23 protein-coding genes are annotated in these 24,637 nt (G+C 73.6%); 10 read left to right on the top strand and 13 right to left on the bottom strand.

Features of this window, described 5'->3' with window-relative positions:
- Positions 1-195 precede the first annotated feature (195 nt).
- Positions 196-1,428, bottom strand: a complete 1,233-nt coding sequence (ilvA, locus tag ACZ6ZT_RS23155) for a threonine ammonia-lyase (RefSeq protein ID WP_469721717.1) — start codon at positions 1,426-1,428, stop codon at positions 196-198.
- Between the two features lie 225 nt (positions 1,429-1,653).
- Between ilvA and ACZ6ZT_RS23160 the strand changes: the two genes are divergently transcribed.
- From ACZ6ZT_RS23160 to ACZ6ZT_RS23170, 3 genes are all read left to right on the top strand, one after another.
- Entirely contained in the window at positions 1,654-2,175 is a 522-nt protein-coding gene (locus tag ACZ6ZT_RS23160; RefSeq protein ID WP_469721719.1) for a MarR family winged helix-turn-helix transcriptional regulator, read from the top strand.
- Between the two features lie 62 nt (positions 2,176-2,237).
- Positions 2,238-2,723 carry an RNA polymerase gene (locus ACZ6ZT_RS23165; RefSeq protein ID WP_469721721.1) on the top strand — a complete coding sequence of 162 codons (486 nt, stop codon included), beginning with the start codon at positions 2,238-2,240 and terminating at the stop codon, positions 2,721-2,723.
- On the top strand, positions 2,720-2,971 hold the full coding sequence (locus ACZ6ZT_RS23170; protein ID WP_469721722.1) for a hypothetical protein: 252 nt from the start codon (positions 2,720-2,722) through the stop codon (positions 2,969-2,971). The genes ACZ6ZT_RS23165 and ACZ6ZT_RS23170 overlap by 4 nt, the downstream gene beginning before the upstream one ends.
- 20 nt (positions 2,972-2,991) lie before the next feature.
- Here the strand turns inward: ACZ6ZT_RS23170 and ACZ6ZT_RS23175 are convergent, their stop codons facing one another.
- On the bottom strand, positions 2,992-4,149 hold the full coding sequence (locus tag ACZ6ZT_RS23175; RefSeq protein WP_469721723.1) for a cystathionine gamma-synthase: 1,158 nt from the start codon (positions 4,147-4,149) through the stop codon (positions 2,992-2,994).
- A gap of 237 nt (positions 4,150-4,386) precedes the next feature.
- Here ACZ6ZT_RS23175 and ACZ6ZT_RS23180 point away from each other — a divergent pair, with 237 nt between their 5' ends.
- The 4 genes from ACZ6ZT_RS23180 to msrA all read left to right on the top strand — a co-directional run bounded on the left by ACZ6ZT_RS23180 (position 4,387) and on the right by msrA (position 9,211).
- Positions 4,387-5,526 (top strand): hypothetical protein, encoded by a 1,140-nt coding sequence (locus tag ACZ6ZT_RS23180; RefSeq protein WP_469721724.1) that lies wholly within the window; start codon positions 4,387-4,389, stop codon positions 5,524-5,526.
- 249 nt (positions 5,527-5,775) lie between these two features.
- Entirely contained in the window at positions 5,776-7,377 is a 1,602-nt protein-coding gene (locus tag ACZ6ZT_RS23185) for a M48 family metallopeptidase (protein WP_469721725.1), read from the top strand.
- Positions 7,374-8,459: a hypothetical protein gene (locus ACZ6ZT_RS23190; protein WP_469721726.1), complete on the top strand. Its 1,086-nt coding sequence runs from the start codon at positions 7,374-7,376 to the stop codon at positions 8,457-8,459. The genes ACZ6ZT_RS23185 and ACZ6ZT_RS23190 overlap by 4 nt, the downstream gene beginning before the upstream one ends.
- Before the next feature lie 89 nt (positions 8,460-8,548).
- The gene (gene msrA, locus ACZ6ZT_RS23195) at positions 8,549-9,211 is read left to right on the top strand and encodes a peptide-methionine (S)-S-oxide reductase MsrA (RefSeq protein WP_469721728.1); all 663 of its coding nucleotides are present in this window, start codon (positions 8,549-8,551) and stop codon (positions 9,209-9,211) included.
- A gap of 60 nt (positions 9,212-9,271) precedes the next feature.
- On the opposite strand, the gene ACZ6ZT_RS23200 is transcribed toward msrA, so the two are convergent.
- Entirely contained in the window at positions 9,272-10,363 is a 1,092-nt protein-coding gene (locus ACZ6ZT_RS23200) for an NAD(P)-dependent alcohol dehydrogenase (protein WP_469721729.1), read from the bottom strand.
- A gap of 204 nt (positions 10,364-10,567) precedes the next feature.
- Here ACZ6ZT_RS23200 and ACZ6ZT_RS23205 point away from each other — a divergent pair, with 204 nt between their 5' ends.
- Positions 10,568-11,479 (top strand): helix-turn-helix transcriptional regulator, encoded by a 912-nt coding sequence (locus ACZ6ZT_RS23205; RefSeq protein WP_469721730.1) that lies wholly within the window; start codon positions 10,568-10,570, stop codon positions 11,477-11,479.
- Between the two features lie 11 nt (positions 11,480-11,490).
- On the opposite strand, the gene ACZ6ZT_RS23210 is transcribed toward ACZ6ZT_RS23205, so the two are convergent.
- The 5 genes from ACZ6ZT_RS23210 to ACZ6ZT_RS23230 form a co-directional block, all read right to left on the bottom strand.
- Positions 11,491-12,459 (bottom strand): GNAT family N-acetyltransferase, encoded by a 969-nt coding sequence (locus ACZ6ZT_RS23210; protein WP_469721731.1) that lies wholly within the window; start codon positions 12,457-12,459, stop codon positions 11,491-11,493.
- 34 nt (positions 12,460-12,493) lie between these two features.
- A complete protein-coding gene (locus ACZ6ZT_RS23215; protein ID WP_469721733.1) occupies positions 12,494-13,171 on the bottom strand; it encodes an ABC transporter ATP-binding protein in 678 nt (225 codons plus the stop codon).
- A 97-nt stretch (positions 13,172-13,268) separates the two neighbouring features.
- A complete protein-coding gene (locus ACZ6ZT_RS23220; protein WP_469721734.1) occupies positions 13,269-14,792 on the bottom strand; it encodes an ABC transporter permease in 1,524 nt (507 codons plus the stop codon).
- Between the two features lie 159 nt (positions 14,793-14,951).
- Positions 14,952-16,211 carry a L,D-transpeptidase gene (locus tag ACZ6ZT_RS23225; RefSeq protein ID WP_469721735.1) on the bottom strand — a complete coding sequence of 420 codons (1,260 nt, stop codon included), beginning with the start codon at positions 16,209-16,211 and terminating at the stop codon, positions 14,952-14,954.
- Between the two features lie 142 nt (positions 16,212-16,353).
- Positions 16,354-16,638: a hypothetical protein gene (locus ACZ6ZT_RS23230; protein ID WP_469721736.1), complete on the bottom strand. Its 285-nt coding sequence runs from the start codon at positions 16,636-16,638 to the stop codon at positions 16,354-16,356.
- A gap of 163 nt (positions 16,639-16,801) precedes the next feature.
- Here ACZ6ZT_RS23230 and ACZ6ZT_RS23235 point away from each other — a divergent pair, with 163 nt between their 5' ends.
- On the top strand, positions 16,802-17,146 hold the full coding sequence (locus tag ACZ6ZT_RS23235; RefSeq protein ID WP_469721737.1) for a hypothetical protein: 345 nt from the start codon (positions 16,802-16,804) through the stop codon (positions 17,144-17,146).
- A gap of 85 nt (positions 17,147-17,231) precedes the next feature.
- On the opposite strand, the gene hutH is transcribed toward ACZ6ZT_RS23235, so the two are convergent.
- From hutH to ACZ6ZT_RS23260, 5 genes are all read right to left on the bottom strand, one after another.
- Positions 17,232-18,773: a histidine ammonia-lyase gene (gene hutH, locus ACZ6ZT_RS23240; protein ID WP_469721816.1), complete on the bottom strand. Its 1,542-nt coding sequence runs from the start codon at positions 18,771-18,773 to the stop codon at positions 17,232-17,234.
- Between the two features lie 94 nt (positions 18,774-18,867).
- Positions 18,868-19,986, bottom strand: a complete 1,119-nt coding sequence (locus ACZ6ZT_RS23245; RefSeq protein ID WP_469721738.1) for a GGDEF domain-containing protein — start codon at positions 19,984-19,986, stop codon at positions 18,868-18,870.
- A gap of 93 nt (positions 19,987-20,079) precedes the next feature.
- On the bottom strand, positions 20,080-20,883 hold the full coding sequence (locus tag ACZ6ZT_RS23250) for an enoyl-CoA hydratase/isomerase family protein (RefSeq protein WP_469721818.1): 804 nt from the start codon (positions 20,881-20,883) through the stop codon (positions 20,080-20,082).
- 29 nt (positions 20,884-20,912) lie between these two features.
- Entirely contained in the window at positions 20,913-22,079 is a 1,167-nt protein-coding gene (locus tag ACZ6ZT_RS23255; RefSeq protein WP_469721739.1) for an adenylate/guanylate cyclase domain-containing protein, read from the bottom strand.
- Positions 22,080-22,424: 345 nt separating this feature from the next.
- Positions 22,425-23,288: a biotin--[acetyl-CoA-carboxylase] ligase gene (locus tag ACZ6ZT_RS23260; protein ID WP_469721740.1), complete on the bottom strand. Its 864-nt coding sequence runs from the start codon at positions 23,286-23,288 to the stop codon at positions 22,425-22,427.
- Positions 23,289-23,367: 79 nt separating this feature from the next.
- Here ACZ6ZT_RS23260 and ACZ6ZT_RS23265 point away from each other — a divergent pair, with 79 nt between their 5' ends.
- Positions 23,368-24,612, top strand: coding sequence for an RNA-guided endonuclease InsQ/TnpB family protein (locus ACZ6ZT_RS23265; RefSeq protein WP_469721819.1), 1,245 nt, complete (start codon positions 23,368-23,370; stop codon positions 24,610-24,612).
- Positions 24,613-24,637: the final 25 nt, after the last annotated feature.

The following is a 24,637-nucleotide window of genomic DNA, read 5'->3' on the forward strand; positions in this document are numbered from 1 at the left end:
AGTCGATCGGACCGTAGGGGCGCGGCGACATCGGTATCGAAATCGGGGCGTTCCTACGCGAATCCTAGGCATGCCGGGCGGCCCTCGACCGGCGCACCGGCACCGTATCGCGTCATATCGCGTTGCGCCACGGGTTTCCCGAAGTCCCGCACCCCACGGCTCCGGGTGCCGCCCGGCCGCGGGTCGCCCCCGCCCTCAGCCCGTGACCGGGTACCCCGCCGCGTGCAGGGTCCGGGCCACCTGCGCGCAGTGCTCGGGGCCCTTCGTCTCCAGGTGGAGTTCCACCTCGACCTCGGTGAGCCCGAGACGCGGGTCGGTCCGTACGTGGCTGACGTCCAGCACGTTGGCGTCGACGGTGGACAGCACCCCGAGCAGGCCCGCGAGGGCGCCCGGCCGGTCGGTCACGCGCAGCCGCAGCGACAGGTAGCGGCCGGCGGCGGCCATGCCGTGACGCAGGATGCGCTGGAGGAGCAGGGGGTCGATGTTGCCGCCGGACAGGACGGCCACGACCGGCCCGTTCCCGTACCGTTCGGGCTCGCTCAGCAGCGCGGCCACCGGACTGCACCCGGCCGGCTCGACGACCATCTTGGCCCGCTCCAGGCAGAGCAGCAGGGCGCTGGAGAGCGCGTCCTCGGAGACCGTACGGACATCGTCCAGCAGCTCCCCGATGATGCGGAAGGGGATGTCGCCGGGGCGGCCGACCTTGATGCCGTCCGCCATGGTGACCGGGTCGTCGAGGGAGACGGGGTGGCCGGCCTTCAGCGAGGGCGGGTAGGCGGCCGCGCCCGCCGCCTGGACGCCGATCACCTTCACGTCCGGGCGCAGCGCCTTCACCGCGACGGCGATCCCGGCCGCGAGACCGCCGCCGCCGATCCCGACGAGGATCGTCCGCACCTCCGGGCACTGCTCCAGGATCTCCAGGCCGACGGTGCCCTGACCGGCGATGATGTCGCGGTGGTCGAAGGGGTGGATGAACACCGCGCCCGTGCGGTCCGCGTGCTCCTGGGCGGCCGCGAGGCTCTCGTCGACGACCTGGCCGTGCAGGCGCACCTCCGCGCCGTACTCCTCGGTGGCGGCCACCTTGGGCAGCGGGGCGCCGACCGGCATGAACACCGTGGAGCGGACCCCGAGCAGGGAGGAGGCGAGCGCGACGCCCTGCGCGTGGTTGCCGGCGCTGGCGGCCACGACGCCGGCCGCGCGCTGCTCGGGGCGCAGGCCCGCGATGCGCACGTACGCGCCGCGCAGCTTGAAGGAGCCGGTCCGCTGGAGGTTCTCGCACTTGAAGTGGACCGGGGAGCCGGTGAGGGCGGAGAGGTGCCGGCTGCCCTCCATCGCGGTGACCCGGGACACGCCGGAGAGCATCTTCTGGGCACCCCGGACGTCGTCGAGGATGACCTGCGGGACGGGCTCGGGCACGCGGTAGTTCATGCGGCCAGTCTCGCAGCCCGCGCGGGTCGCGGCTCAGCCGCGCTCAGGGGAGGGACCGGTGCGACACAGTCCCGGCCCAGGGGCGAAATCTCGCCATGCGGAACGCCGCCGGGGCCGCCGGGTCCAAGCGCCGTACGAGTTCTCGTACGCGGCGTACGAGGCGCCGTACGGCCGCGTACTCTGTCCCCCATCCTTGTCGGCCCCATCCGAAGAGAGCCCACGGCCATGCCCTCCATCCCGGCCAGTTCCGACCTGCCCGCGGCGGCCGAAGCGCCCGCCGGATCCGGTCTCCTCGACGCGCTCCAGCACCAGGTCGCGGTCTTCGCGCGGCGGGCCGAGCAGACCCGCCTGGGCGGCGTCGGCCAGGCCCGCAACTCGATGGACCGCGCCGCGTACCTGCTGCTGAACCGCCTCGACCTGGAAGGCCCGATGGGGGTGAAGGCGCTGGCCGGCGGGATGGGCATCGACTCCTCCACCGTCACCCGGCAGGTCGCCCCCCTCGTCGACACCGGGCTGGTCAAGCGCACCTCGCACCCCGAGGACGGCCGGGCCGTGGTGCTCGCGCTGTCCGCGCGCGGGCTGGCGCGGCTGGAGGAGGTCCGCTCCTCGCGGCGCGAGCTGATGGTGCGGGTGACCGAGGGCTGGGACGAGGAGGAGCGCGAGGTGTTCACCAAGCTGCTGACCCGCTTCAACCTGGCGCTGTCGGAGCAGATGGCCGCGGCGGCCGAGGGCGGTCCGGCCTCCTGAGGCGGTATCGCTGATCCGGCCGTGTCCGACCCCTTGACCGGGGTGGTGGCACCGGCCCCACCATGGGTGCCGTGGACCGGCGTTCGGGGCGCGACCCGGAGTTCGAGGCCTTCGTCGCGGGCGCGGCGGGGCGGCTGCTGCACGTCGCCGTCCTGCTGACCGCCGAACCGCGGGCGGGGGCACCGGCGGTGGCGGCGGGCGCCGCCGAGGGGGCGCCCGCCGCGCGCGGGCTGCTGGCCGGCGCGCTGGCCCGTACGTACACGCACTGGGAGCGGCTGCGCGGCGACGACCCGTACGACCACACCCGCCAGGAGCTGTGCGCGGCGTACGCCCGTACGGCCCGGCGGCTGGGCCCGGGCACCGGGGTGCTGGCGCGGCTGAGCCCGCTGGAGCGGCTCGTCCTGGTGATGCGGATCTACGAGGGCGTCGCCGAGGAGGTCACGGCCGCGCAGCTGGGACTGGCGCCGGAGCGGGTGGAGGCCGTCTGCAACCGGGCGGTGGCCACGATGCGTACGGCGGCCAACCCGGCCCGGGGCGCGGCCGCATGAGCCCCCTCGACCGGAAGGAAGCCCAGGTCAGGGCATTGCTGGCGGGACCCCATCCGGCGGTCCCGGCCGGACTGGCGGCGGCCGCCCGGGCGCGCGGGCGGCGGATGCTGCGCCGCCGCCGGGCGCTGCGCCGGTTCGGCTGGGCGCTGCTGTGCGCGGCGGCGCTGGCCTTCACGGTGTGGGCGGCGCTGACCCACCCCTGGGCCACGCCGCCGAGCGACGTCTCCCCGCCCCTGGAGGGCTGGTAGCCCTCCAGGGGCAGGGGGTGTCAGCCGAGGGCCTGGGTGAGGTCCGCGATCAGGTCGTCGGCGTTCTCGATGCCGACGGAGACGCGGATGAGGTCCGCCGGGACCTCCAGGGCCGAGCCGGCCACCGAGGCGTGGGTCATGCGGCCCGGGTGCTCGATGAGGGACTCGACGCCGCCGAGGGACTCGGCCAGGGTGAAGATCCTGGTGCGGCCGCAGACCGCGACGGCCTCTTCCTCGCCGCCGGCGACCTGGAAGGACACCATGCCGCCGAAGTTGCGCATCTGCTTGGCGGCGATCTCGTGGCCCGGGTGCTCGGGCAGGCCCGGGTAGAGGACCTTGGTGACCTTCGGGTGGCGCTTGAGCACCTCCACGATCTTCTCGGCGTTCTCCGCGTGCCGGTCCATGCGGACGGCGAGCGTCTTGATGCCGCGCAGCACGACCCAGGAGTCGAAGGGGCCGGCGACGGCGCCCATCGCGTTCTGGTGGTAGGCGAGTTCCTCGCCGAGGGCCTCGTCGGCGGTGACGAGGGCGCCGCCGACGACGTCGGAATGGCCGCCCATGTACTTGGTCAGCGAGTGCACGACGACGTCGGCGCCGAGCGCGAGCGGCTGCTGGAGGTAGGGGGAGGCGAAGGTGTTGTCGACGACCAGCTTGGCGCCGGCGGTGCGCGCGATGTCGGCGACCATGGCGATGTCGGTGATGCCGAGCAGCGGGTTCGAGGGGGTCTCGACCCAGATGAGCTTGGTCTTCGGGGTCAGGGCCGCGCGTACGGAGTCGGCGTCGGAGGTGTCGGCCACCGACCACTCGACGCCCCAGCGGGAGACGACCTTCGCGAAGAGGCGGAAGGTGCCGCCGTACGCGTCGTCGGGGATGACCACGTGGTCGCCCGGGGAGAGCAGCGTGCGCAGCAGGCAGTCCTCGGCGGCGAGCCCGGACGCGAAGGCGAGGCCGCGCCGGCCGCCCTCCAGCGCCGCGAGGTTCTCCTCCAGCGCGCTGCGGGTCGGGTTGGCGCTGCGGCTGTACTCGTAGCCGTCGCGCAGTCCGCCCACGCCGTCCTGCTTGTACGTGGACACCTGGTAGATCGGGGGCACGACCGCGCCGGTCCGCGGGTCCGCCGTGTTGCCCGCGTGGATCGCGCGGGTCTCGAAGCTCTGGTGCTGGTGGCTGTCGTCGCTCATGGGCCGATGCTATGCCCCGGGCGGGCCGTGGTCCTCTCCTGGCCTGACGGTGCGCTGGCGGGCCGCTGACCCGCTCGCTGACCTGCGCCCCGGCCGGCGTCCCGGCTTGTACCCCGGTCCGTATCCCGGCTTGCGCCCCGACCGGCGTCCCGGCTTGCGCGGCGGCCGCGTCCCGGCACGGCTTCCGGGGGCGGGGGCATTCGCCTTTCCGCCACCCCGTCTGGTTCGCTTGAGGTCATGCAGATGATCTGGGTCCTGATGGTGCTCGCCCTGGCCGTGGCGATGACGTTCCGCTTCGTCCGGGTCAGGCGTGGCGGTGGCGGCCCCCGGCTGGTGGCGCCCGGCAGCCCGGACGCGGCCGACCCGGCGGACTACGGCTTCGCCCTGCAGGAGGAGCTGGACGTCCGGGTGCCGGGACCCGACCAGGACCTGATGGACGCCCTGGGCCACGTCCAGCGCGGCGGGCAGTGGCAGGCGGCCTCGGCGCTGCTGGCCGGCACCCCGAAGGAGGGCGAGCAGCGCTGGCAGCGCGTGCAGGCCTTCGGCGGCGCGGCCGCGCTGGAACTCTCCCCCGGCCACCGCCGGGAGACGTCCCCCGGGCAGCCCGGAGCGGGCGCGCTGTGGCTGAAGGCGTGGCGGCTGGAGGCGGAGAAGGACGCGGGCGGCGCCCAGGTGCACGCGGAGCTGCTGGTGCAGCAGGCGTGGCGGCACTCGGGCGGGGTCGGTTCCGAGGACCACCGGATCATCCTGGAGGAGGCGCGGACGGCCTGCCGCAAAGCGGCCCTGCTGGCACCGGGCGACCCGGTCCCGTACATCACGGAGCTGGCCATCGCGCGGGCGCTGGGGTACTCCGAGGCGGACTTCGACGCGCTGTGGGCGAAGGTGATCGACCTCGCCCCGGCGCACATGGGGGCGCACCTGGCGGCGCTGCACTACTGGTGCGAGAAGTGGCACGGCTCGCGGGAGCAGGCCGACGCCTTCGCGCACGCGGCGGCCGCGCGCGCCCCGCGCGGCTCGCTGCTGGCGGCGCTGCCGCTGTTCGCGGTGTACGAGCACCTGCCCGAGGTGGTCCTGGTCGGCAGCTTCTGGCGGAGCGCGGTCGTCACCCGGGCGGTGGAGGGCGCGCTGTACGCGGTGCAGTCGGCGCGGGCCGACGACCCGATGCTGGCGCACGTACGGCACCTGCTGCTGTGGTTCCTGGTGAACATGGAGCGCTGGGCGGAGGCGATGGAGCAGGTCCGGCACGTGGACGGCTGCGTGGGCGCCCTCCCGTGGTCCGCCTCGCCGGACCCGGCCGCCGCGTACGCGGTGTGCCGCGCCCTGGCGGTGGCCGGCTACGAGGCCAACGGCGGCTCCCCGGCGACACTGCCGCACTGACGGGGCGGCGCGGCGGGGCGGGGCGGCCCGGGGCAGGACGCCCCACCAGGGAAGACCGCCGCGAGACCGCCGCTCAATAAGGTTGCCGTAAGTGCCCTCCGGGCCGCATGATGCGGCGGTGGCGGCGCGCGCACGCACCCTCGCACGGCCGCATCGCGGGCGACCCATCGCGGGTACGGGGCGGGAACACGGACGCGGACGCACCACGCACTTCCGCACCGCATCCATCCCGTGGGGGGATCTGTCCATATGGGCGCTTCACTGCGTGCCTTGCGCGCGCTCGTCCTGCTCGCCGGCTTCTATCTGCTCGGCGCGGTCCTGCTGGCCGTTCTGGCCGGGCTCGACTACGTGGCCTTCGCGAACGGCCTGCACGGCCTGGCCATGGGCAAGCTGGCCCTCGTCTCCGTGGTCCTCGCCGTCCCGATCGTGCGCGGCATGTCCATGCTGCGCACCCCCCGGGGTGAACCGCCGGCCGGCGTCCCCGTCACCGAGGCGCAGGAACCCGTGCTGTGGCAGGCGGTCCGCGACACCGCACGGCAGGTGGGCACCCGCGCCCCCGACGAGATCGTCCTGATCGGCGAGGTCAACGCCGCCGTCAGCGAGGACGCCCGGCTGCTGGGCCTGCGGGCCGGCACCCGCCGCCTCTACCTCGGCCTGCCCCTGATGAGCGGCCTGGACGAGATGCAGCTGCGCGCCGTACTCGCCCACGAGATGGGCCACTACGCCAACCTCGACACCCGCCTCACCCCGCTGATCGCCCGCGGCCGCGCCCAGCTGATCCGTACCATCGGCCACTTCCACGAGCGCGCCGACCAGGCGGTGGCGACGGAGCGGGCCAAGCAGGAGAAGAAGGCCGCGCAGCGGATCTCCAAGGGCAAGAAGGCCAAGGCGGTGGACACCACCGGCCAGGGCGCGCTGTACCGGGGCATGGCCAAGGTCTACACGGCGTACGGCAAGCTCTACATGCGGGCCACCCTCTCCTCCGCCCGCCGCCAGGAGCTCGCCGCCGACCTCGCCTCGGTGCGGGTCGCGGGCCGCGACTCCAGCGCCTCCGCGCTGCGCGAGCTGAACGCCCTCGACTCGGCGCACGACTTCTACATGAACTCCTACGCCACCCTCGGCGTCGGTGCCGGCCTGCTGCCCCGCCCCGGCGAGGTGTTCGGCGGCCTGCGCAAGCTGCTCGACGCCCGCGCGGGCGAGCTGGAGGACCTGCGCCGGGAGCTGTCGACCGAACCGACGTCCCCGTACGACTCCCACCCGGCGCTCGCCGAGCGCGTGGCCCGCATCGAGGCGCTGCCCGACGACGGCCGCGCCGGCCAGGCGGCCCGTCCGGCCCTGGAGCTGCTGTCCCGCCCCGAGGCGTCGCTGGCCGCCCTGGAACAGGCGGTCCTCACCCCGCAGGCCCTCGCGCTGGAGCGGATGGACTGGGAGGAGCTCGTCCACACCTCGATGACCCGCTACGTCGGCCAGGGCGCGCAGGACATCCGCGAGGCCCTCGCCGCCGAGGGCGCCGGTCCCGGCCTCGCCGGTCTGCTGGACGCGGTCGACGCCGACCCGGCGGTCCGTTGGCGGATCGCCGAGCACTTCCCGAAGTCGCAGGAGGCGGCCGCCGCCACCGGCCGCGCGGCCCGCGAGTTCGCCCGCCCGGTCCTGCGGCGCGCCCTGAACCAGCTGGTCACCGCCGATCTGACGGCCCGGGGCGCCGCCCGCTGGCAGCTGTCCTGGTCGGACTCGGCCACCCTGCGCTACCCGGCCGACGGTTTCGAGGACGAGCTCGGCCTCGCCCTGGACGCGGTCGTGGCGGACCAGCCCGACACCGAACCCCTGCGGAAGCTGGTGCTCGCCCCGTGATCGGTCTCGTCATCCTCGGCGTCATGCTGCTGGGCGCCGTCCTCACCTGGGTCAAGGGCCGCCGGGGCGGCAAGGCCCGCGGCCCGCGCGCCGGGCACGCCCGGGCCGCCGTCGACCGGGGCTTCGTACCCGCCGACCGGCTGGACACGGAGCACCGGGCCCCTGTGTCCGCCGACGAGCGGGCCGCCGTGGCCGCCGCCCGGGCCGGCGACTGGCAGGCCTGCGCGGCCTGGCTGAAGGCGGCCGGCCGGGACTGGGACGAGCGCGTGCGGCGCGTGCAGATCCTGTCCGAACTGGCCGCGACCGAGGACGGGTGGCTGCTCGCGTGGCGCTCGGCCCGCCCCGGGGACCCGGACGCCGCGGTGGTCCACGCCGACGCCGCGGTACAGGTCGCGTGGAACGTCCGCGGGTCGCTGAGCGCGAGCCGCACCACACAGGAGCAGTTCCGGATCTTCCACGGGCTCATCGCCCAGGCGCAGGAGGCCGCGCACGAGGCGCAGCGGATCGCCGACCCCGCCGACCCGGTCCCGTACCTGGTGGAGCAGCCGATCGCCATGGCCCTGGGGTATCCGCACGAGCGGTACCGGGAGCTGTGGGCGCGGATCACCGAGCGCGACCCGAAGGTGTTGTCGGCGCATGTCGGCGCGCTGCAGTACTGGTGTCGCAAATGGCGCGGCTCGCACGAGGAGGCGCACGGGTTCGCCCGGGCGTCGGCGGCGGCGGGCGCACCGGGCGACCTGCTGACGCTGCTGCCGCTGTACGCGCACCTGGAGCAGGAGATGGCCACCGAGGACGTGTCCCCGGACGTCTACTACAAGCGGCCGGAGGTCGTGGCGGCCACCGACGCGGCGCTGGCGGACCTCGCGGCGGCCCGGCCGGACGACCGGCGGGCGGGACGGCTGCGGCACCTGCTGGCGTGGGTCCTGTACTGGCAGGACCGCTACGAGGAGGCCCTGGAGCAGTTCCGCGTCGTCGACGGGTACATCGGCGCGACGCCGTGGACGTACTCCTCGGATCCGAAGGGCCGTTACCTCCAGGTCCGGGACTTCTGCGTGAGCCGGGTGCCGGGCGCCACGGCGTAAGGCGACGGACGCGGAGAGCGGGCGGGGCCGGCGGGGAATCCCGTCCGGCCCCGTTCCGTTGTCCCTTGCACAAGAAGGGAATCGATTCCATGTTCTCGTACCGTCGCACGCCCGAGCTGCCCACCCGCGAAGAGGCCCTCAAGGGCCGCCCGCAGCGGCAGTTCTCCCTGCCCGAGCGCCACACGGTCCTCGGCAACCCGCTCGCCGGCCCCTACCCCGCCCACCTGGAGGTCGCCGACTTCGCCCTGGGCTGCTTCTGGGGCGCGGAGCGCAAGTTCTGGCAGACCCCGGGGGTGTGGACCACCCTGGCCGGCTACCAGGGCGGCTTCACCGAGAACCCGGAGTACGAGGAGGTGTGCTCGGGGCAGACCGGCCACACCGAGGTCGTCCGCGTGGTCTTCGACCCGGCGCTCGTCTCGTACGAAACGCTGCTCAAGCTGTTCTGGGAGTCCCACGACCCCACCCAGGGCTTCCGCCAGGGCAACGACGTCGGCACCCAGTACCGCTCGGCGCTCTACACCCACTCCCCCGCCCAGCAGGCCACGGCGGAGGCCTCCCGCGCCGCCTACCAGCGCGTCCTGAACGCCTCCGGCTACGGGGAGATCACCACGGCGGTCCTCCCGGCCGCGGAGCGCCCCTTCTGGCCGGCGGAGCCTTACCACCAGCAGTACCTCGACAAGAACCCCGCGGGTTACTGCGGCATCGGCGGCACGGGCGTCTCCTGCCCGATCGGCGTGGCCGCCGCCGAGTGACGCCGTCCGGCCCGGCCCCCGCGCGGGCGGGGGGCGGGCCGGACGAGCAAAGGGCCAGGGTCAGATGGTCGAGGTGTCGATCACGAAGCGGTAGCGGACGTCGCTGGCCTCGACGCGTTCGTACGCCTCGTTGATCCGGTCGGCGGCGATGAGTTCGATCTCCGAGCCCAGGCCGTGCCCGGCGCAGAAGTCCAGCATCTCCTGGGTCTCCGCGATGCCGCCGATCATCGACCCGGCGAGGGTCTTGCGGCCGCCGATGACGGAGAACAGGTTCAGCGAGACCGGCTCCTCGGGGGCGCCGACGTTCACGAACGCGCCGTCGACCTTCAGCAGGCCCAGGTACGCGTCCAGGGGCAGCGGCGCCGACACGGTGGACACGATCAGGTCGAAGCTGCCGGCCAGCTTCTCGAAGGTGGTCTCGTCGCTGGTCGCGTAGTAGTGGGAGGCGCCCAGGCGCAGGCCGTCGTCCTTCTTGCGCAAGCTCTGCGACAGGACGGTGACCTCGGCGCCGAGCGCGGCGGCGATCTTCACGCCCATGTGGCCGAGCCCGCCGAGGCCGACGACGGCGACCTTCTTGCCCGGCCCGGCCCCCCAGTGGCGCAGCGGCGAGTACAGGGTGATGCCGGCGCACAGCAGCGGGGCGGCCACGTCCAGGGAGAGGCCGTCGGGGATGCGGACGGTGTAGTTCTCGTCGACGACGATGTGGGTCGAGTAGCCGCCGTAGGTCGGCTCGCCGTCCTTGCCGACGGCGTTGTAGGTGCCGGTCATGCCCTTGACGCAGTGCTGCTCCCGCCCGCTCAGGCAGTACTCGCACTCCCGGCAGGAGTCGACCATGCAGCCGACGCCCACCCGGTCCCCGACGGCGAACCGGGTGACGCCCGGGCCGACCTCGGCGACGACACCGGCTATCTCGTGGCCCGGGACCATCGGGAAGATGCCCTCGCCCCAGCCGTCCCGGGCCTGGTGGATGTCGGAGTGGCAGATGCCGGCGTACTTGATGTCGATGAGGACGTCGTGCTCGCCCACCGGACGGCGCGGGACGGTCGTGCGCTCCAGCGGGGCCTTCGGGGCGGGGGCGGCGTAGGCGGCGACCTGCGTGACGGAAGCGGCGGAGGTGGCGGAGGTGGTGGAAGTGGCGGGGGTGACAGACATGGGGGGATCTCTCCTCGGACGAGGACGCCGGGCTCCGGCTGGGTGGCCGGAGCGGGCAGCGGCGTCCGTGCTGCGGTGCGTTCCACGATGCCGTCTTCCCCGTACGCCACCCAGACCCCTGCCGGGCCTATGTCTGCTGGTCCTACCCCTGGCGGGGTCAGGATGAGCCCCGTGTCCGGTGTGCCGCCCGGGGATACTTGCGCTATGGATCACCTCGATCAGCGAGCCGAACTCGGCGAGTTCCTCCGCACCCGCCGCGCCCGTCTGCGTCCCGAGGACGTCGGCCTGCCGGATTACGGGAGCCGCCGCCGGGTGCCCGGCCTGCGCCGCGAGGAGCTGGCGCAGCTCGCCGGGGTGTCGATGGCGTACTACACGCGCCTGGAACAGGGCCACGGCCAGAACGTGTCGGCGGAGGTCCTGGACGCCATCGCGCGGGCGCTGCGCCTGGACGGCACGGAGTCGGCGCACCTGAACCACCTGGCGAGCCCCCGCACCCGCAAGCGCAGCCGCGCCCGGCGCCCGCAGCAGGTCCGGCCGGGGCTGCGGTCGCTGCTGGAGGCGATGGACGGCGTACCGGCGTACCTGGTGGGGCGGCGGCAGGACGTCATCGGGTGGAACCCGCTGGCCGCGGCCGTCTTCGGGGACTTCGGGGCGCTCCCGGCGGCCGAGCGGAACCTGGTGCGGCTGGTGTTCCTGGACCCGGCCACGGCGGAGCTGTACGCGGACTGGGAGTGCCGGGCCTGCGAGGTGGTCAGCAACCTGCGCATGTACGCCGGCCAGTTCCCCGACGACGAGCAGCTGTCCGCGCTGGTGGGCGAGCTGTCGGTGAAGAACGAGGAGTTCCGGCGGCTGTGGGCGGCGCACACGGTCGCCGACAACAAGACGCACGGCGTGAAGCGGCTGCGCCACCCGCTGGTGGGCGCGCTGTCGCTGTCCTTCGAGACGCTGACGCTGCCCGACGACCCGGCGCAGTCCCTGGTCACCTATCACGCCGAGCCGGGCTCGCCGTCGGCGGACGCCCTGCGGATGCTGTCCTCCTGGTCGGCTCCCTCCCCGGCCGCGCCCGCGCCCGCCTCATCCGCCACCCCCGCCTCGCCCGCCGAGAAGCGGGGCTGACCCGCCCCCGCTCACAGCCCCAGCTGGAAGAGGCCCGCGCCGCGTTCGCGCCGGTAGCCCAGGGCCTCGTTCACGGCCAGCATCGGGGCGTTGTCGTCGGCCACCGTGGTGCCGACGCGGCGCAGCCCCGGATGCCGGGCGGCGGTCTCCGCCAGCATGCGCAGCTTCACCGCCCGGCCGAGGCCGTGCCCGCGGTGCCCGGGGACGACGACGGTGTCGTACTGGAGGGCGCGCGGGCCCGCCGGGTCCGTCAGCACCAGCACGGTGTACGCGGCCACCTCCCCGGCGGGGGTGACGGCCGCGACGGTGGTCAGCTCCCCGCCCCGGTCCAGGACGACGCGCTGGGCGGTGCGCACCCTTTCGGCGGTCCAGGGCCGGAACACCTCGTCGCTGTCGCCGCTCGGCGCGTCCGCCATCGCCCCGTGGGCCACGGCGAGGGCCGGGGCCCACGCGTCGGGGGTCAGCCCGGGCCAGGTCAGCAGCTCGTACCCGGGTGTGGCGGGGACGGGCGGGGCGGTGGCCGGGAGCTCCTGGACGTACCAGGCCATCGGCAGCACGTTCCGGAAGCCGAGGGACTCGGCGAAGGCCCGGCCGGGTCCGTCGAGGTCGGCGACGGTGGCGACGGAGGTCCGGCCGGCCGCGCGCAGCTCCTCGCGCACCCGCTCCCACAGGGCCGTGCCCACGCCCCGCCGGCGCGCGTCGGGCCGTACGGTCAGCTCCTCCAGGAACGCGGTGTGCGTGTTGCCCGCCTCGGTGAAGAGCAGCAGGGCGGCGTGCCCGTCGCCGTCCGCGGTGACCCAGTGCGCGAGGCGGCCCCGGGCGGGCGGTACCCGCAGCCGCCCGGCGGCCTCGGTCCGGGTGGGCGGGGGCACGCCGGGCAGGGCGGCCGCGTCGGCGGCGTGGGCCGCGGCCTGGACCGCCCACCAGGCGTCCACCTCGGCGTCGGTGGGGGATCCGGACAGCGTGTGGATCTTCGTCATGCCCCGGACCCTAGACGGCGGGCCGCCCCCGCGCTCAGGGGTTTTCGGTGACCGTGACCTTGCCGCGCCGGATGGTCGCCACGCGCGGGGCCCGGCGGGCGAGGGCGCTGTCGTGGGTGACCATCACGAAGGTGAGGCCGTGTTCCTTCCACAGGCCCTCCAGCAGGTCCATGACCTCGTCGCGCATGGACTCGTCGAGGTTGCCGGTGGGCTCGTCGGCCAGCAGCACCTTGGGCTTCTTCACCAGCGCCCGGGCGATGGCGACGCGCTGCTGCTGGCCGCCGGACAACTCGCCGGGCAGGTGGCCCATCCGTTCGCCGAGCCCCACCGACTCCAAGGCCTCGGCGGCCCGCGCGCGCCGCTCGGCGGACTTGAGGCCGAGGGGGACGAGGGCCGTCTCGACGTTCTCCTGGGCGGTCAGGGTGGGGATGAGGTTGAAGGACTGGAAGACGAAGCCGATGTTCTCGGCGCGCACGCGGGTGAGGCGGGCCTCGGAGACGGTGGCGAGGTCGAGGCCGTCGAGGACGATCTGGCCCGCCGTGGGCCGGTCGAGGGCGCCGAGCATCTGGAGCAGGGTGGACTTGCCGCCGCCGGTGGGGCCCTGGATGACGAGGCGGCCGCCGTCCTCGATGGTGAGGTCGACGCCGGCGAGCGCGTCGACGGTTTCCTTGCCGCGCCGGTAGCGCTTGGTGACTCCGGTGAGCTGGTACATCTCGTTCCCTCGGTTGCTGTGCGGGTACGCGGCCACGTGCGTGGCCCGTACGGATCGGCGCGGCGGCGCGGGCCGCCCGGGCGGACGGCGTACGGGACTACTCGACGCGGCGCAGGGCGTCTGCGGGCCGCAGCCGGGAGGCGCGCCAGCCGCCGAAGCCGCCCGCGACGAGCCCGCCGGCCACCGCGAGGGCGACGGCCAGGCCGATGGTGGACAGTGAGACGGGCGCGGTCAGGGCCACGTCCAGGGCCTTGCCGGCGGTGTGCCGGGCGGCGCCGCCGAACATCCGGGCGCCACCGCCCGCGCCGCCTGCCCCCCGGCCGCCGCCCCCGGCGCCGCCGGCGAGCTGCGCGGTCAGGCTCGGGCTGACCGCGGTGATCACGTACGCGGCGGCGAGCCCGACGCCGATCCCGAGCACTCCGCCGATCAGGCCGTTGACCAGGGCCTCTCCGGCGACCTGCCCGGTGACGCGGCCGCTCTTCCAGCCGAGTGCCTTGAGGGTGCCGAACTCCCTGACCCGGCGGGAGACGGCGGAGGAGGTGAGCAGTCCGGCGACGAGGAAGGCCGCGGCGAGGACGGCGTAGGAGAGCCATTTGCCGACGGTGGAGGCCAGCGAGGAGGCCGTGGAGAGGGAGCCGGAGACCGTGTCGGCGAGGTCGGCGGAGGTGGTGACGGTGGTGTCGGGGACGTTCTTCTGGATGGCCTGCTTGACGGAGCCGATGGCCTGGGAGTCCGCGGCCTGGACGTAGACCGTGGTGATCTTGTCGGCGGCTCCGGCGAGGGTCTGGGCCTGCTTGAGCGGGACGTAGACGTTGGCGGCGGCGTCACCGCTGTCGGCGGTGGCGATGCCGATGACCTTGAACGGGGTGTTCTTGACGGTCAGCGTCGAGTCCACGGCCAGCTTGTTCTGGGTGGCGTAGGCGCTGTCCACGACGGCGACGGCGGTGTCGCTCTCGCCGGTCTGGAAGGTGCGCCCGCTGGTGATCTTGGAGGTGGTGAGCGGGCCGAGCGCGGGGTGCGCCACGTCGGCGCCGTAGACGGAGAAGGAGTTGACGTCGAAGTTCGCGCCGCCGCCCTCGACCGACCCGCCCTGACCGCCGGCGCCGCCGGCCGCGCCGCCGCCCGTACCCCGGCCGCTGCCGCCGCCGCTGCCACCGCCCGTGCCCGTACCGCCCTGGGCGCGCCGCAACTCGCCCCGCTTGAACTGGCCGTTGACCTTCATCACCTGGAGGCTGAGCCCGCCCACCGCCTGCGCGACCCCGCTCTGGCCGGACACCTTGCCGACGGTGGCCGCGTCGAGGGTCTGGAAGCCCTGCGGCATGACGATGTCGTGACTCTGCTCGGCGTCCGCGTTCGCGTCCCCCTCGCCCTTGGCGTCGAACTGGAAGCGCGGCCGGGCGGGCTGCCCGTTCTCGCCGGGCGGGGTCTGCGCCTTGGTGACGGTCATGTCCGTGCCGAGGCCGTAGAGCGACTGGAGGACCTTGTCCTGGGCCGCGTTCATCCCCGCCGAGACCGAGGTGACCACGATGACGAGGGCGATGCCGAGGGCGAGCCCGGAGGCGACGACGAGCGCGGCCTTCCGGCGGCGGCGCAACTCGCGCCGGAGGTAGGTGAAGAACATGCGGCCGAACGTAGGCCCGGCCCCTGATGGCCGGATAAGGCATGGGTAAGAGTCGTATGAGAAGCGAGGCGGCACGCGAAAGCCGGACGGCGGGGACCCGTCTCGGGTTCCCCGCCGTCCGGCGTGAAGCGCTGCTGCCGCTGCCGTCCCGGCGTCGGATCAGGCCGAGGGACCGGCCTTCCACTCCGCCCAGCTCATGTTCCAGCCGTTGAGGCCGTTGTCGGGCTTGATGGTCTTGTCCGGGGAGTTCACCACGGTGACCACGTCGCCGATGAGCGAGTTCTCGAAGAACCAGGCACCGGCGGTGTCCGGGTCGTTGGCACCCTTGGAGTCGTTCAGGCCGACACAGCCGTGGCTGGTGTTCACACTGCCGAAGATCGAGTCGGATCCCCAGTAGTTGCCGTGGATGAAGGTGCCGGAGGTGGACAGCCGCATCGCGTGCGGGACGTCCTTGATGTCGTACTCGCCCTTGCCCTCACCGTTCTTGAAGCCGACGGTGGCGCCGTCCATCCGGGTCTCCTTGAACTTCTCGGAGATCACCATCTGGCCGTTGTACGTCGGGTTGTCCGGGGAGCCCGCCGAGATCGGGATGGTCTTGAGGACCTGCCCGTCCCGGGTGACCGTCATCTTCTTCGTCTTCACGTCGACGGTGGAGACCTGGCTCCGGCCGATCTTGAAGTTCACGGTCTTGTTCTGGACGCCCTGGATGCCGGGCGCGCCCTGCACGCCCTCCAGCGCCAGCTTCAGCGTGACGGTGGAGTTGGCCTTCCAGTACTCTTCCGGGCGGAAGTCCAGGCGCTGGTTGCCGAACCAGTGGCCGACGACCTCCTGGCCGCTGCTGGTGGAGACGTTGATGGCCGCCTGCACGGCCTTCGTGTCCTTGATCGGCTTGTTGAAGGTGATCGAGACCGGCATGCCCACGCCGACCGTCTCGCCCTCGTCCGGGATGAACGAGCCGACGAAGCTGTTCTCCGGGGAGACCGTGGTGAAGGAGGCGTTCTCGTGCGCCTCGCGCCCGGCCTCGTCCTTCGCGGTCGCCGCCAGCGCGTACTTCGTGGAGCGCTTGAGGGCGCCCTCAGGCTTCCAGCTCTTGCCGTCGGCGGAGATCTTGCCGGACACGGCCGTGCCGTCCGTCGTCTTCAGCTCCACCTTGGTGAGCGTGCCGTCGCTGACGGTGACGTTCGTGGCGTCGTTCAGGCCGATGTTCGTCGCGCCGTCCTTGGGCGTGATGGCTATTCGCGCCTTGGAGCTGTCCTTGGCGGCCGCCGCGTCCACGTCTGCCTGCGACTTGCCCGTATCCGAGCCGCCCTGTGCCTTCCCATCACCCGCGTCGTTGCAGGCCGAAAGCATCAGTACGCCACCGAGCACGGCGGATACGGCCACCAGGGACCGCCTCCGCCGCTTGCTGTACGTCCTCACACGTCACTCCATCGTTGCCGGAAATCCCGAGGCTGCATTCCCGGGATCGGGCCGGGCAGGGGCGCGAACCCCTGCTCGTCCTGACAACGCGTTACGACGTGGAACGGTTCCACATTCCGTTCGGATGTGTGCAACCCCACGGTCAGGCGTTGTCGGCCTCTTCCTCGAAGTCACCATCTTCCTCGTCGAGGTCCCACTCCAACGACTCGGGGTCGTATTCGACCGGTTCGCTGCTCCATGAAGCCTGGGCCAGTTCCACTCCCGACAGCTCCGCGACCAGATCCGTCGGGTCCACCAGGTAGGCCAGAGCCTCCGATTCGTCCTCCCGCACGGCCGACTCGGCGTGGCCGCGCTCCTCGTCCGGCATGAACTCGTCGGCCTTCACGTGGGCGAGGGCGGCGCCGATGAGGGCGTCCGCATCGGTCACCTCCAGCACCAAATCCACCCGAAGCCGTACGTATCGTGATGTCTCAGAAGGGTTCATACGACGGAGAGTAAGCCCGCGACAGCCTCGACTTTCCCACGACCCGCCCCTTTCACTAGCATCTGCCCCCACGGCCAATTCGCTGCTTCCGCAAGGGGGATCGCCGGTGTCCGCACGTCGACCGCTGCTCACCGCTCTCGGAGCGACCACCCTCCTCGCCGCCCTCTGGTTCGTCCCCTCGGCGAACGCCACGGCTCCCGGGCACACCTCGGGCTCCGGCGCGCCCGCCGCCGCCAACACGGGCACCGTCAGCGGCACCGGTACGGGCACCGGCAGCATCGCCGGGGCCGAGGAGGTGGCCGCCGAACCGGAGACCGCCGCCGTGGTCACCCTCTCGCTCGCCGACACCGGCAGCGTCGACACCACCCCGTACGTGGTGGGCGGCACGCTCTTCCTGGGGCTGGGAGCCGGGTTCGTGACCTTCTCCGTACGCCGCTCGCGCGCCCTGTAGCCGTACGCGCACGGGCCGCGCCCCCGGGAGCGGATCCCGGGGGCGCGGCCCCTCGTACGACTGCCGTGGCGGCCGGCGCCGCGGCTCAGGCCAGCGGGCCCGTCACCGGCTCGACGGCGGCCACCAGAGCGCCCGCGCGCACGAAGGCGTCGGCGGCGGCCAGGTCGGGCGCGAGGAAACGATCCGGCCCGGGGCCCTGCACGCCCGCCGCCCGTACCGCGTCGATCGCGGCGCGGCTGGCCGGCGCCGGGGTCAGGTGGTGGCGCAGCTCGATGGCGCGGGTGGCGGCGTAGAGCTCGATGGCGATGATCCGCGTCAGGTTGTCGATGGCGGTACGCAGCTTGCGCGCGGCCGACCACCCCATGGAGACGTGGTCCTCCTGCATGGCGGAGGAGGGGATCGAGTCGGCGGAGGCCGGGACGGCGAGCCGCTTCATCTCGCTGACCAGGGCCGCCTGCGTGTACTGGGCGATCATCAGACCGGAGTCCACGCCGGCGTCGTCCGCGAGGAACGGCGGCAGGCCGTGGCTGCGGTTCTTGTCCAGGAGACGGTCGGTGCGGCGCTCGGCGATGGAGCCGAGGTCGGCGGCGGCGATGGCCAGGAAGTCCAGGACGTACGCGACCGGGGCGCCGTGGAAGTTGCCGTTGGACTCCACGCGCCCGTCGGGCAGCACGACCGGGTTGTCGACGGCGGCGGCCAGCTCGCGGGAGGCCACGAGCGCGGCGTGCGCGAGCGTGTCGCGGCCCGCGCCGGCGACCTGCGGGGCGCAGCGCACCGAGTAGGCGTCCTGCACGCGCGGGGCGGACTCCTCCTGGAAGTGCCCGGTGAGCCCGGAGCCCTTGAGCACGGCGGCCATGTTCGCGGCGGAGGCGCCCTGGCCGGGGTGCGGGCGGATGGCGTGCAGCTCGGGCTGGAGGACCTTCTCGGTGCCGAGCAGGGCCTCCAGGGTCAGCGCCGCGGTGATGTCGGCCGAGGTGTACAGGGTGGCGAGGTCGGCCAGGGCCATGACCAGCATGCCGAGCATGCCGTCGGTGCCGTTCAGGAGGGCCAGGCCCTCCTTCTCGCGCAGCTCGACCGGCTCGATCCCGGCCTCGGCGAGCAGCTCGCCGGCGGGGCGGACGGTGCCGTCGGGGCCCTCGGCGTCACCCTCGCCCATCAGCGCCAGGGCGCAGTGGGACAGCGGGGCGAGGTCGCCGGAGCAGCCCAGGGAGCCGTACTCGTGGACGACGGGGGTGATCCCGGCGTTGAGCACGTCGGCCATGGTCTGCGCCACGGACGGCCGGACCCCGGTGTGCCCGGAGGCCACCGTCTTCAGGCGCAGGAACATCAGGGCGCGCACGACCTCGCGCTCGACGCGCGGGCCCATGCCGGCGGCGTGCGAGCGGACGATGTTGCGCTGGAGCTGCGCGCGCAGCTCGGGGCTGATGTGCCGGGAGGCGAGGGCGCCGAAGCCGGTGGAGACCCCGTAGACGGGCTCGGGCTTGGCGGCGAGCGCGTCGACGATCTCGCGAGCGCGGGCGAGGGCGTCGAGCGCCTCGCCGGACAGCTCGACCCGCGCGTTGCCTCGGGCGACGGCGATGACGTCCTCGGCGGTGGTCCCGGACGTCCCCACCACGACAGTGTGCATATCCATATTCAGCACCCTACGGACTGAATCCCAACCTGTCACTAGCCAACCGTGTCACGATCCCGCGAGGGGTACGCCCCTTACGCACGCGGCCTCACAGGCGGCCCCGGAAGCGGCGCCGTTCGCCCGGCGACTCCCGGGCGGCCGCCGCGTCCGCCAGCCGGACCACCGCCGTGTCGCGCCCCGCCACCACCGGTCCCGCCGACCGGGCCGCCTTCGCCTTGTACTGCGCCGCGTCGGCCAGCCGGAAGAGCCTGCGCGAGGACCGCACCGGCCCGATCGGATCCCCCGTCGAGGCGACCCCGCAGGCCACCCCCTCGCCCAGCTCCAGCGCGGCGGCCCGTACGCACACCTCCTCGGTCACCCGTACCACCTCGTCCGCCGAAGGACCCGCGCTGACCAGGCAGAACTCATCCCCGCCCAGCCGCGCGACCAGCGCGCCCGCCAGCCTGGCGCCGCACAGGCTCAGCACCGAGCCGAATCGTTCCAGCAGCCGGTCGCCGCTCGCGTGCCCGTGGGTGTCGTTGACCCGCTTGAGACCGTTCAGATCGCAGACGACCAGGCTCACCACGGCCCCCGTGCGCCGGTGCTCCTCCAGCGCCTCGTCCAGCCGCATGTCCACGGCCCGCCGGTTCGCGAGGCCGGTGAGCGGGTCGGTGAAGGCCAGTCGGCGGGCCTCCTCCAGCCGCTCGTTCTGCGCGAGGCCGGCCGCGACCACCGCCGCCAGCACCGTCGCGAACTCGGCGTCGCCCTCGTCGAAGTCCGCCAGCCCCTCGTCCCGGGCGACGTACAGCTCACCCCAGGCCCGCCCGCTGAGCACGATCGGCGCGACCACGCACGTACCGCGCCCCCGCCGGCGCAGCGCCGCGCCCCGGCGCCCGGGCCGGCTGCCCACCGCGCTCTCGACCCAGGCGTGCGGCCCGCCACCGCCGGCCCAGCGCTCGTGCAGGAACTCCGCGATCTCCGGGAAGTCGTGCACGGGGTAGGACTCGTCGTCGGGGAACTCCTCCTCCCCGGACCGCCGCTCCCCCTCGTTCACGAGGACCCGCAGCCGCCCCCGCTCGCGCTCCCACGCCGAGATCGCGGCGAACGACCCGTCCAGCGCGAGCCGCGCCCCCCGCGCGGCGGCCCGGACGCTGTCCCGTGGCGCGCACGCCGCCGCCATCGCCTGCGCGAGGCCCACGACGGCCCGAAGCCGCCCGTCAAGTCCCATCAACCCAGGTTAGGGGCGTTAGGGGTTTTGTCCCATTTGTGATCCCGGGCGCGGCGCCGCGCGGACTGCCCTCCGCGGACTGCCCTCTGCGGCCTACTCCCCCGGCCAGTGCGGGGTGCGCTTCTCGTTGAACGCCGCCACGCCCTCCGCCCGGTCCCCCGAGAAGGCCACCGTCCGCCAGGCCGCGTCCTCGATCTCCAGCCCGGCCGCCAGGTCCATCCCGTGCCCCAGCCGCAGCGCCCGCTTGGCCGCGCGCAGCCCGACCGGGGAGTTCGCCGCCATCGCCGCCGCCAGCTCCAGGGCCCGCGTACGGTCCCCGCCCGCCGGGGCGACCTCGTCCACCAGTCCCAGCGAAAGCGCCTCCGCGGCCTCCACCCGGCGCGCCGTGAAGATCAGCTCGGCCGCGCGGGCCGCCCCGACCCGCCGGGGCAGCAGCTGCGTACCGCCGCCGCCCGGGATCACGCCCACCGACACCTCGGGCAGGCCGACCACCGCCGTCGCGTCGGCCACGATCACATCGCAGGCCAGCGCCAGCTCGAAGCCGCCGCCCAGCGCGAAGCCGTGCACCGCGGCGATGGCCGGCACCGGCAGCTCCAGTACGCCCCCGTACGCCGCGCGGGCCGTCGGGCGCTGGCGCACCAGCTCGGCGTCCGAGAAGGAGTTGCGCTCCTTGAGGTCGGCGCCCACGCAGAACGCCCGCTCGTGGGTGGAGGTGAGCACGACGACCCGTACCGAGGAATCGGCGGCCAGCGCCGCACAGGCCGCCCCGAGGGAACGGGCCATCTCCGTCGACACGGCGTTCATCGCCTTGGGCCGGTCCAGCACCAGCTCGGCCACCACGCCGCCGTCGCCGTGCCGCCTGACCCCGACGAACTCCCCGTACCGGACCTCGTCCACAGCCACGCCACCCTCCCGGTTAACGAACGTTACCCGGGGATCTTAGGCGTCCTGCGCGTCAGCGACCAGGGCTCCACGACACCCAGACCACGCACCGGCCGCTGCCACATCGGCTGGAGCGCGAAGCGGTACGTGCCGCCGCCGCCCTCGGCCTCGGCGTCCTTCTCCGACTTCGGCGCGGCCCCGGTCCGGCCCAGCTCCTCCGCCATGGCGCCGTCCACCAGCACCGCGTCCTTCGGCGCTATGGACGTCAGACGGGAGGCCAGGTTCACCGTCGTGCCGAACACATCGCCCATCCGGGTCGTCACCGTGCCGAACGCGATGCCCACCCGCAGTTCCGGCATCTGCGGATCGGCCTCCATCGTCTCGATCAGCCGCAGCGCGATCTCCGCCGCCGTCGACGCGTCGTCCGCCGCGTACAGCACCTCGTCGCCCAGCGTCTTGATCAGCCGGCCGCCGTGCGCCGCCACCAGGTCCGCCGCCGTCGTCTCGAAGGCCTCGACCAGCTCGCCGAGCTCCTCCTCCTCCAGGCGCCGCGTCAGCCGCGTGAAGCCGACCAGGTCCGCGAAGCCCACCGCGAGGCGCCGGTCGACCATCTCCTCGTCGTCCGCGACCTGCACGACCCGGCCCGTCGCCGCCGCGAGCTGGCGCCGCCAGACGTAGACCAGGAACTCCTCCAGCTCCGGCAGCAACAGCTCGACCAGCGGATACGTGACCTCCGTACGGGTCATCCCCGGCTCCGGCGGCTCCGTCAGCCCCTCCAGGAAGGAATCGATCTGCCATTCGGCCAACCGGGCGGTCGTCTGCCCCGTGGACCGGGCCACCTGCACCGCCATCGGCTCGCTCAGCAGCCCCGCCTCGACCAGACCGGCCAGCCGCCGCAGCGCCAGTACGTCGGCCTCCGTCAGCGCCTTGGCCTGCCCGATGTCCGCGAAGCCCATGGCCCGCCAGAACCGCGACGCCAGCTCCATCGACACCCCGGCGCTCCGGGCGGCCTGGAACGGCGTGTACCGCCGCTCGGCGCCCAGGATCAGCTGCTCCAGCCGGATGGCGAGCGGATCGGCGGTGGGCTGCGCGGTGTGGTCCACCTCGTGCATCGGAGTGTGCTGGTCCCGCCCGATGGGAGTGCCGTGCCCGCCCCCGGAACCGCCGGAGCCGGACGGGGACGCGCCGGACGTAGGGTCGTCGACGGTCAAGGGCCGCCTCCTGTCCATTCCGTGCGCACTGCGAAACCGGGTGATCACCGCGGGCCGGGGATCGCCTAAACCATACGGCAGGTGTGCCGTAGCTCACTCCCCCTCTCTGGGGGAGCCTTCGCCTCCGGGGCGCTGATGCCGGACTCACAGGGGCCACGTGCTCAGACCGCTCGTTCCTCACGGTCTTCCGCGCGAGGCCCCTGTTCCCCCGGCGCGCCCCTCCGGCTCAGGCACCCCGTGCGAGCTGCGGCGCCCAAATCCAGCCTCGCCGGCGATTGAGGCGCGGGGGCCCGGGGGCAGAGCCCCCGCAACGGCGCCGCGCCGGGCGGCCGGGTTCGGGGCCGGTCAGCGGATGGAGCGCAGGTGGACCACGTCCCCCGCCCCCACCGCCTCCCGCTCACCCTCCGGCGTCCGGATCACCAGCCTCCCGTCCGCATCCACCGCTTCGGCCGTTCCGGTGAGCGCCCGCCCTCCCGGCAGCTCCGCGCGCACATGCCGGCCCAGCGTCGCGCAGCCCGCCGCGTACGCCTCCTGGAGCCCGCTCTCCGCCGGATCCCCACCGGCCTCGCGCCAGTCCCCGTACCACTCCTCCAGCGACCGCAGCACCGCCTTGAGCAGCGGTTCCCGGTCCGTGACGGAGGCCTTCGCCAGGAGCAGCGACCCGGCGGTGGGCACCGGCAGCTCGTCCTCCGTGAGCGTGACGTTGAGCCCGATCCCCACGACGACGCCGTCGGCGACCCGCTCCGAGAGGATCCCGCCGGCCTTGCGCTCCTCCCCCTCCACCCCGACCAGCAGGTCGTTGGGCCACTTGAGGACCGCGTCCACGCCCGCCGCCCGGGACAGCCCCCGCGACGCCGCCACCCCGGCCAGCAGCGTCAGCCACCCCCACCGCTCCTGCGGTACGCCGTCGCCGGGCTTGAGCAGGACGGAGAAGAACAGTCCCGACCGCGCCGGCGCCGTCCAGGTACGGTCCAGCCGCCCGCGCCCCGCGGTCTGCTCCTCGGCGACCAGCACGGCCCCCTCCGGCAGCCGCGCGGCCCGCGCCGCGAGATCGGTGTTGGTGGACCCGGTGGCGGGGACCACCTCCAGGGAGGACCACAGCCCACCCTCGACCACGAGGGCCCGCCGCAGGGCCGCGACATTGAGGGGAGGCCGGTCCAGGCTCGACCAGCGTCCGGCGGAAGCTCCGGCTGAGGGCTCTGATGACATGATCGGATTCCTTATGTCGCCGTACGTGACCCTTTGACCCGAGCTTGTCTTCGGATCATGACCGACCCTAGCTTCCGGGCTGTGGGGAAACTCTGCGGTAAAAAGAGCGTACAAATTCCGTTTCTACCCGAACGACGCGCAGGCCGTGGAGCTGTCCAAGACGTTCGGGTGCGTGCGGAAGGTGTACAACCTGGCTCTGGCCGCCCGCACCGAAGCCCGAGCACGACGGGATCCGACGGACTACGCCCGGACTTCCGCGATGCTCACCGCCTGGAAGCGGTCCGAGGAACTGGCTTACCTCGCCGAAGTCTCCTGCGTGCCGCTCCAGCAGGCCCTGCGCCACCTGGAGCGCGCGTTCACCGCGTTCCGGGAGCGGCGGTCGGGGTACCCGCGCTTCAAGTCGAAGCGGAGGTCACGGGCGAGCGCCGAGTACACCCGATCGGCGTTCCGCTATCGGAACGGTGAGCTCACCCTCGCCAAGCTGGTGGCCCCTTTGCCCATCGTCTGGTCCCGCCCCCTGCCTCTCGGTGCCGAGCCGACCACGGTGACCGTGTCCAGGGACTCGGCCGGCCGGTGGTTCGTCTCGCTCCTGTGCGAGGACACCCCCGCCCCCCTGCCCGCCTCGACCGCGACGGTCGGCATCGACCTGGGGCTGACGGCTCTGGCCACGCTCTCCACCGGCGAGCGGATCACCAATCCGAGGCACGCCCACACGGAACGGGAACGGCTCCGGCGGGCCCAGCGCTCACTGTCCCGAAAGGCGGAGGGAAGCAACAACCGGGCCAAGGCGCGCGTCAGAGTGGCACGGATCCACGCACGGATCGCCGACCGCCGCCTCGATCACCTGCACAAACTGACCACTCGACTCGTGCGCGAAAACCAAACGCTCGTCATCGAGGACCTCTCCGTTCGCAATATGCGGGGAAATCACAAGCTCGCCCGCGCGATCGGCGACGCCGCCTGGCGCCTGCTGCGCGGCATGCTGGAGTACAAAGCGGCTTGGTACGGCCGCGAACTGATCATCGTCGACCGATGGTTCCCCAGCTCGAAGCTCTGCTCGGCCTGCGGGGCCATCGCGGGCGGCCTCACCTTGGCCGTCCGCGCGTGGACGTGCGGAAGCTGCGGCACCACGCACGATCGGGACGAGAACGCGGCGATCAACCTCCGGGCCGCCGGGCTTGCGGTCACTGCCTGTGGAGCGGGCGTAAGACCTCGTCGGGGTGCCACCCCGGCGCGGCGGCGCGCGACGAAGCAGGAAGCCCCGCCCGCGAGGGCATCGCCGCCTCCCCTAGGGAAGGCGGCGATGCCAAGCAAGCCAATGTAGGTGTGTCAAACGCCGCACTGCCGAG

The organism is Streptomyces sp. NPDC102258 (assembly GCF_055584685.1).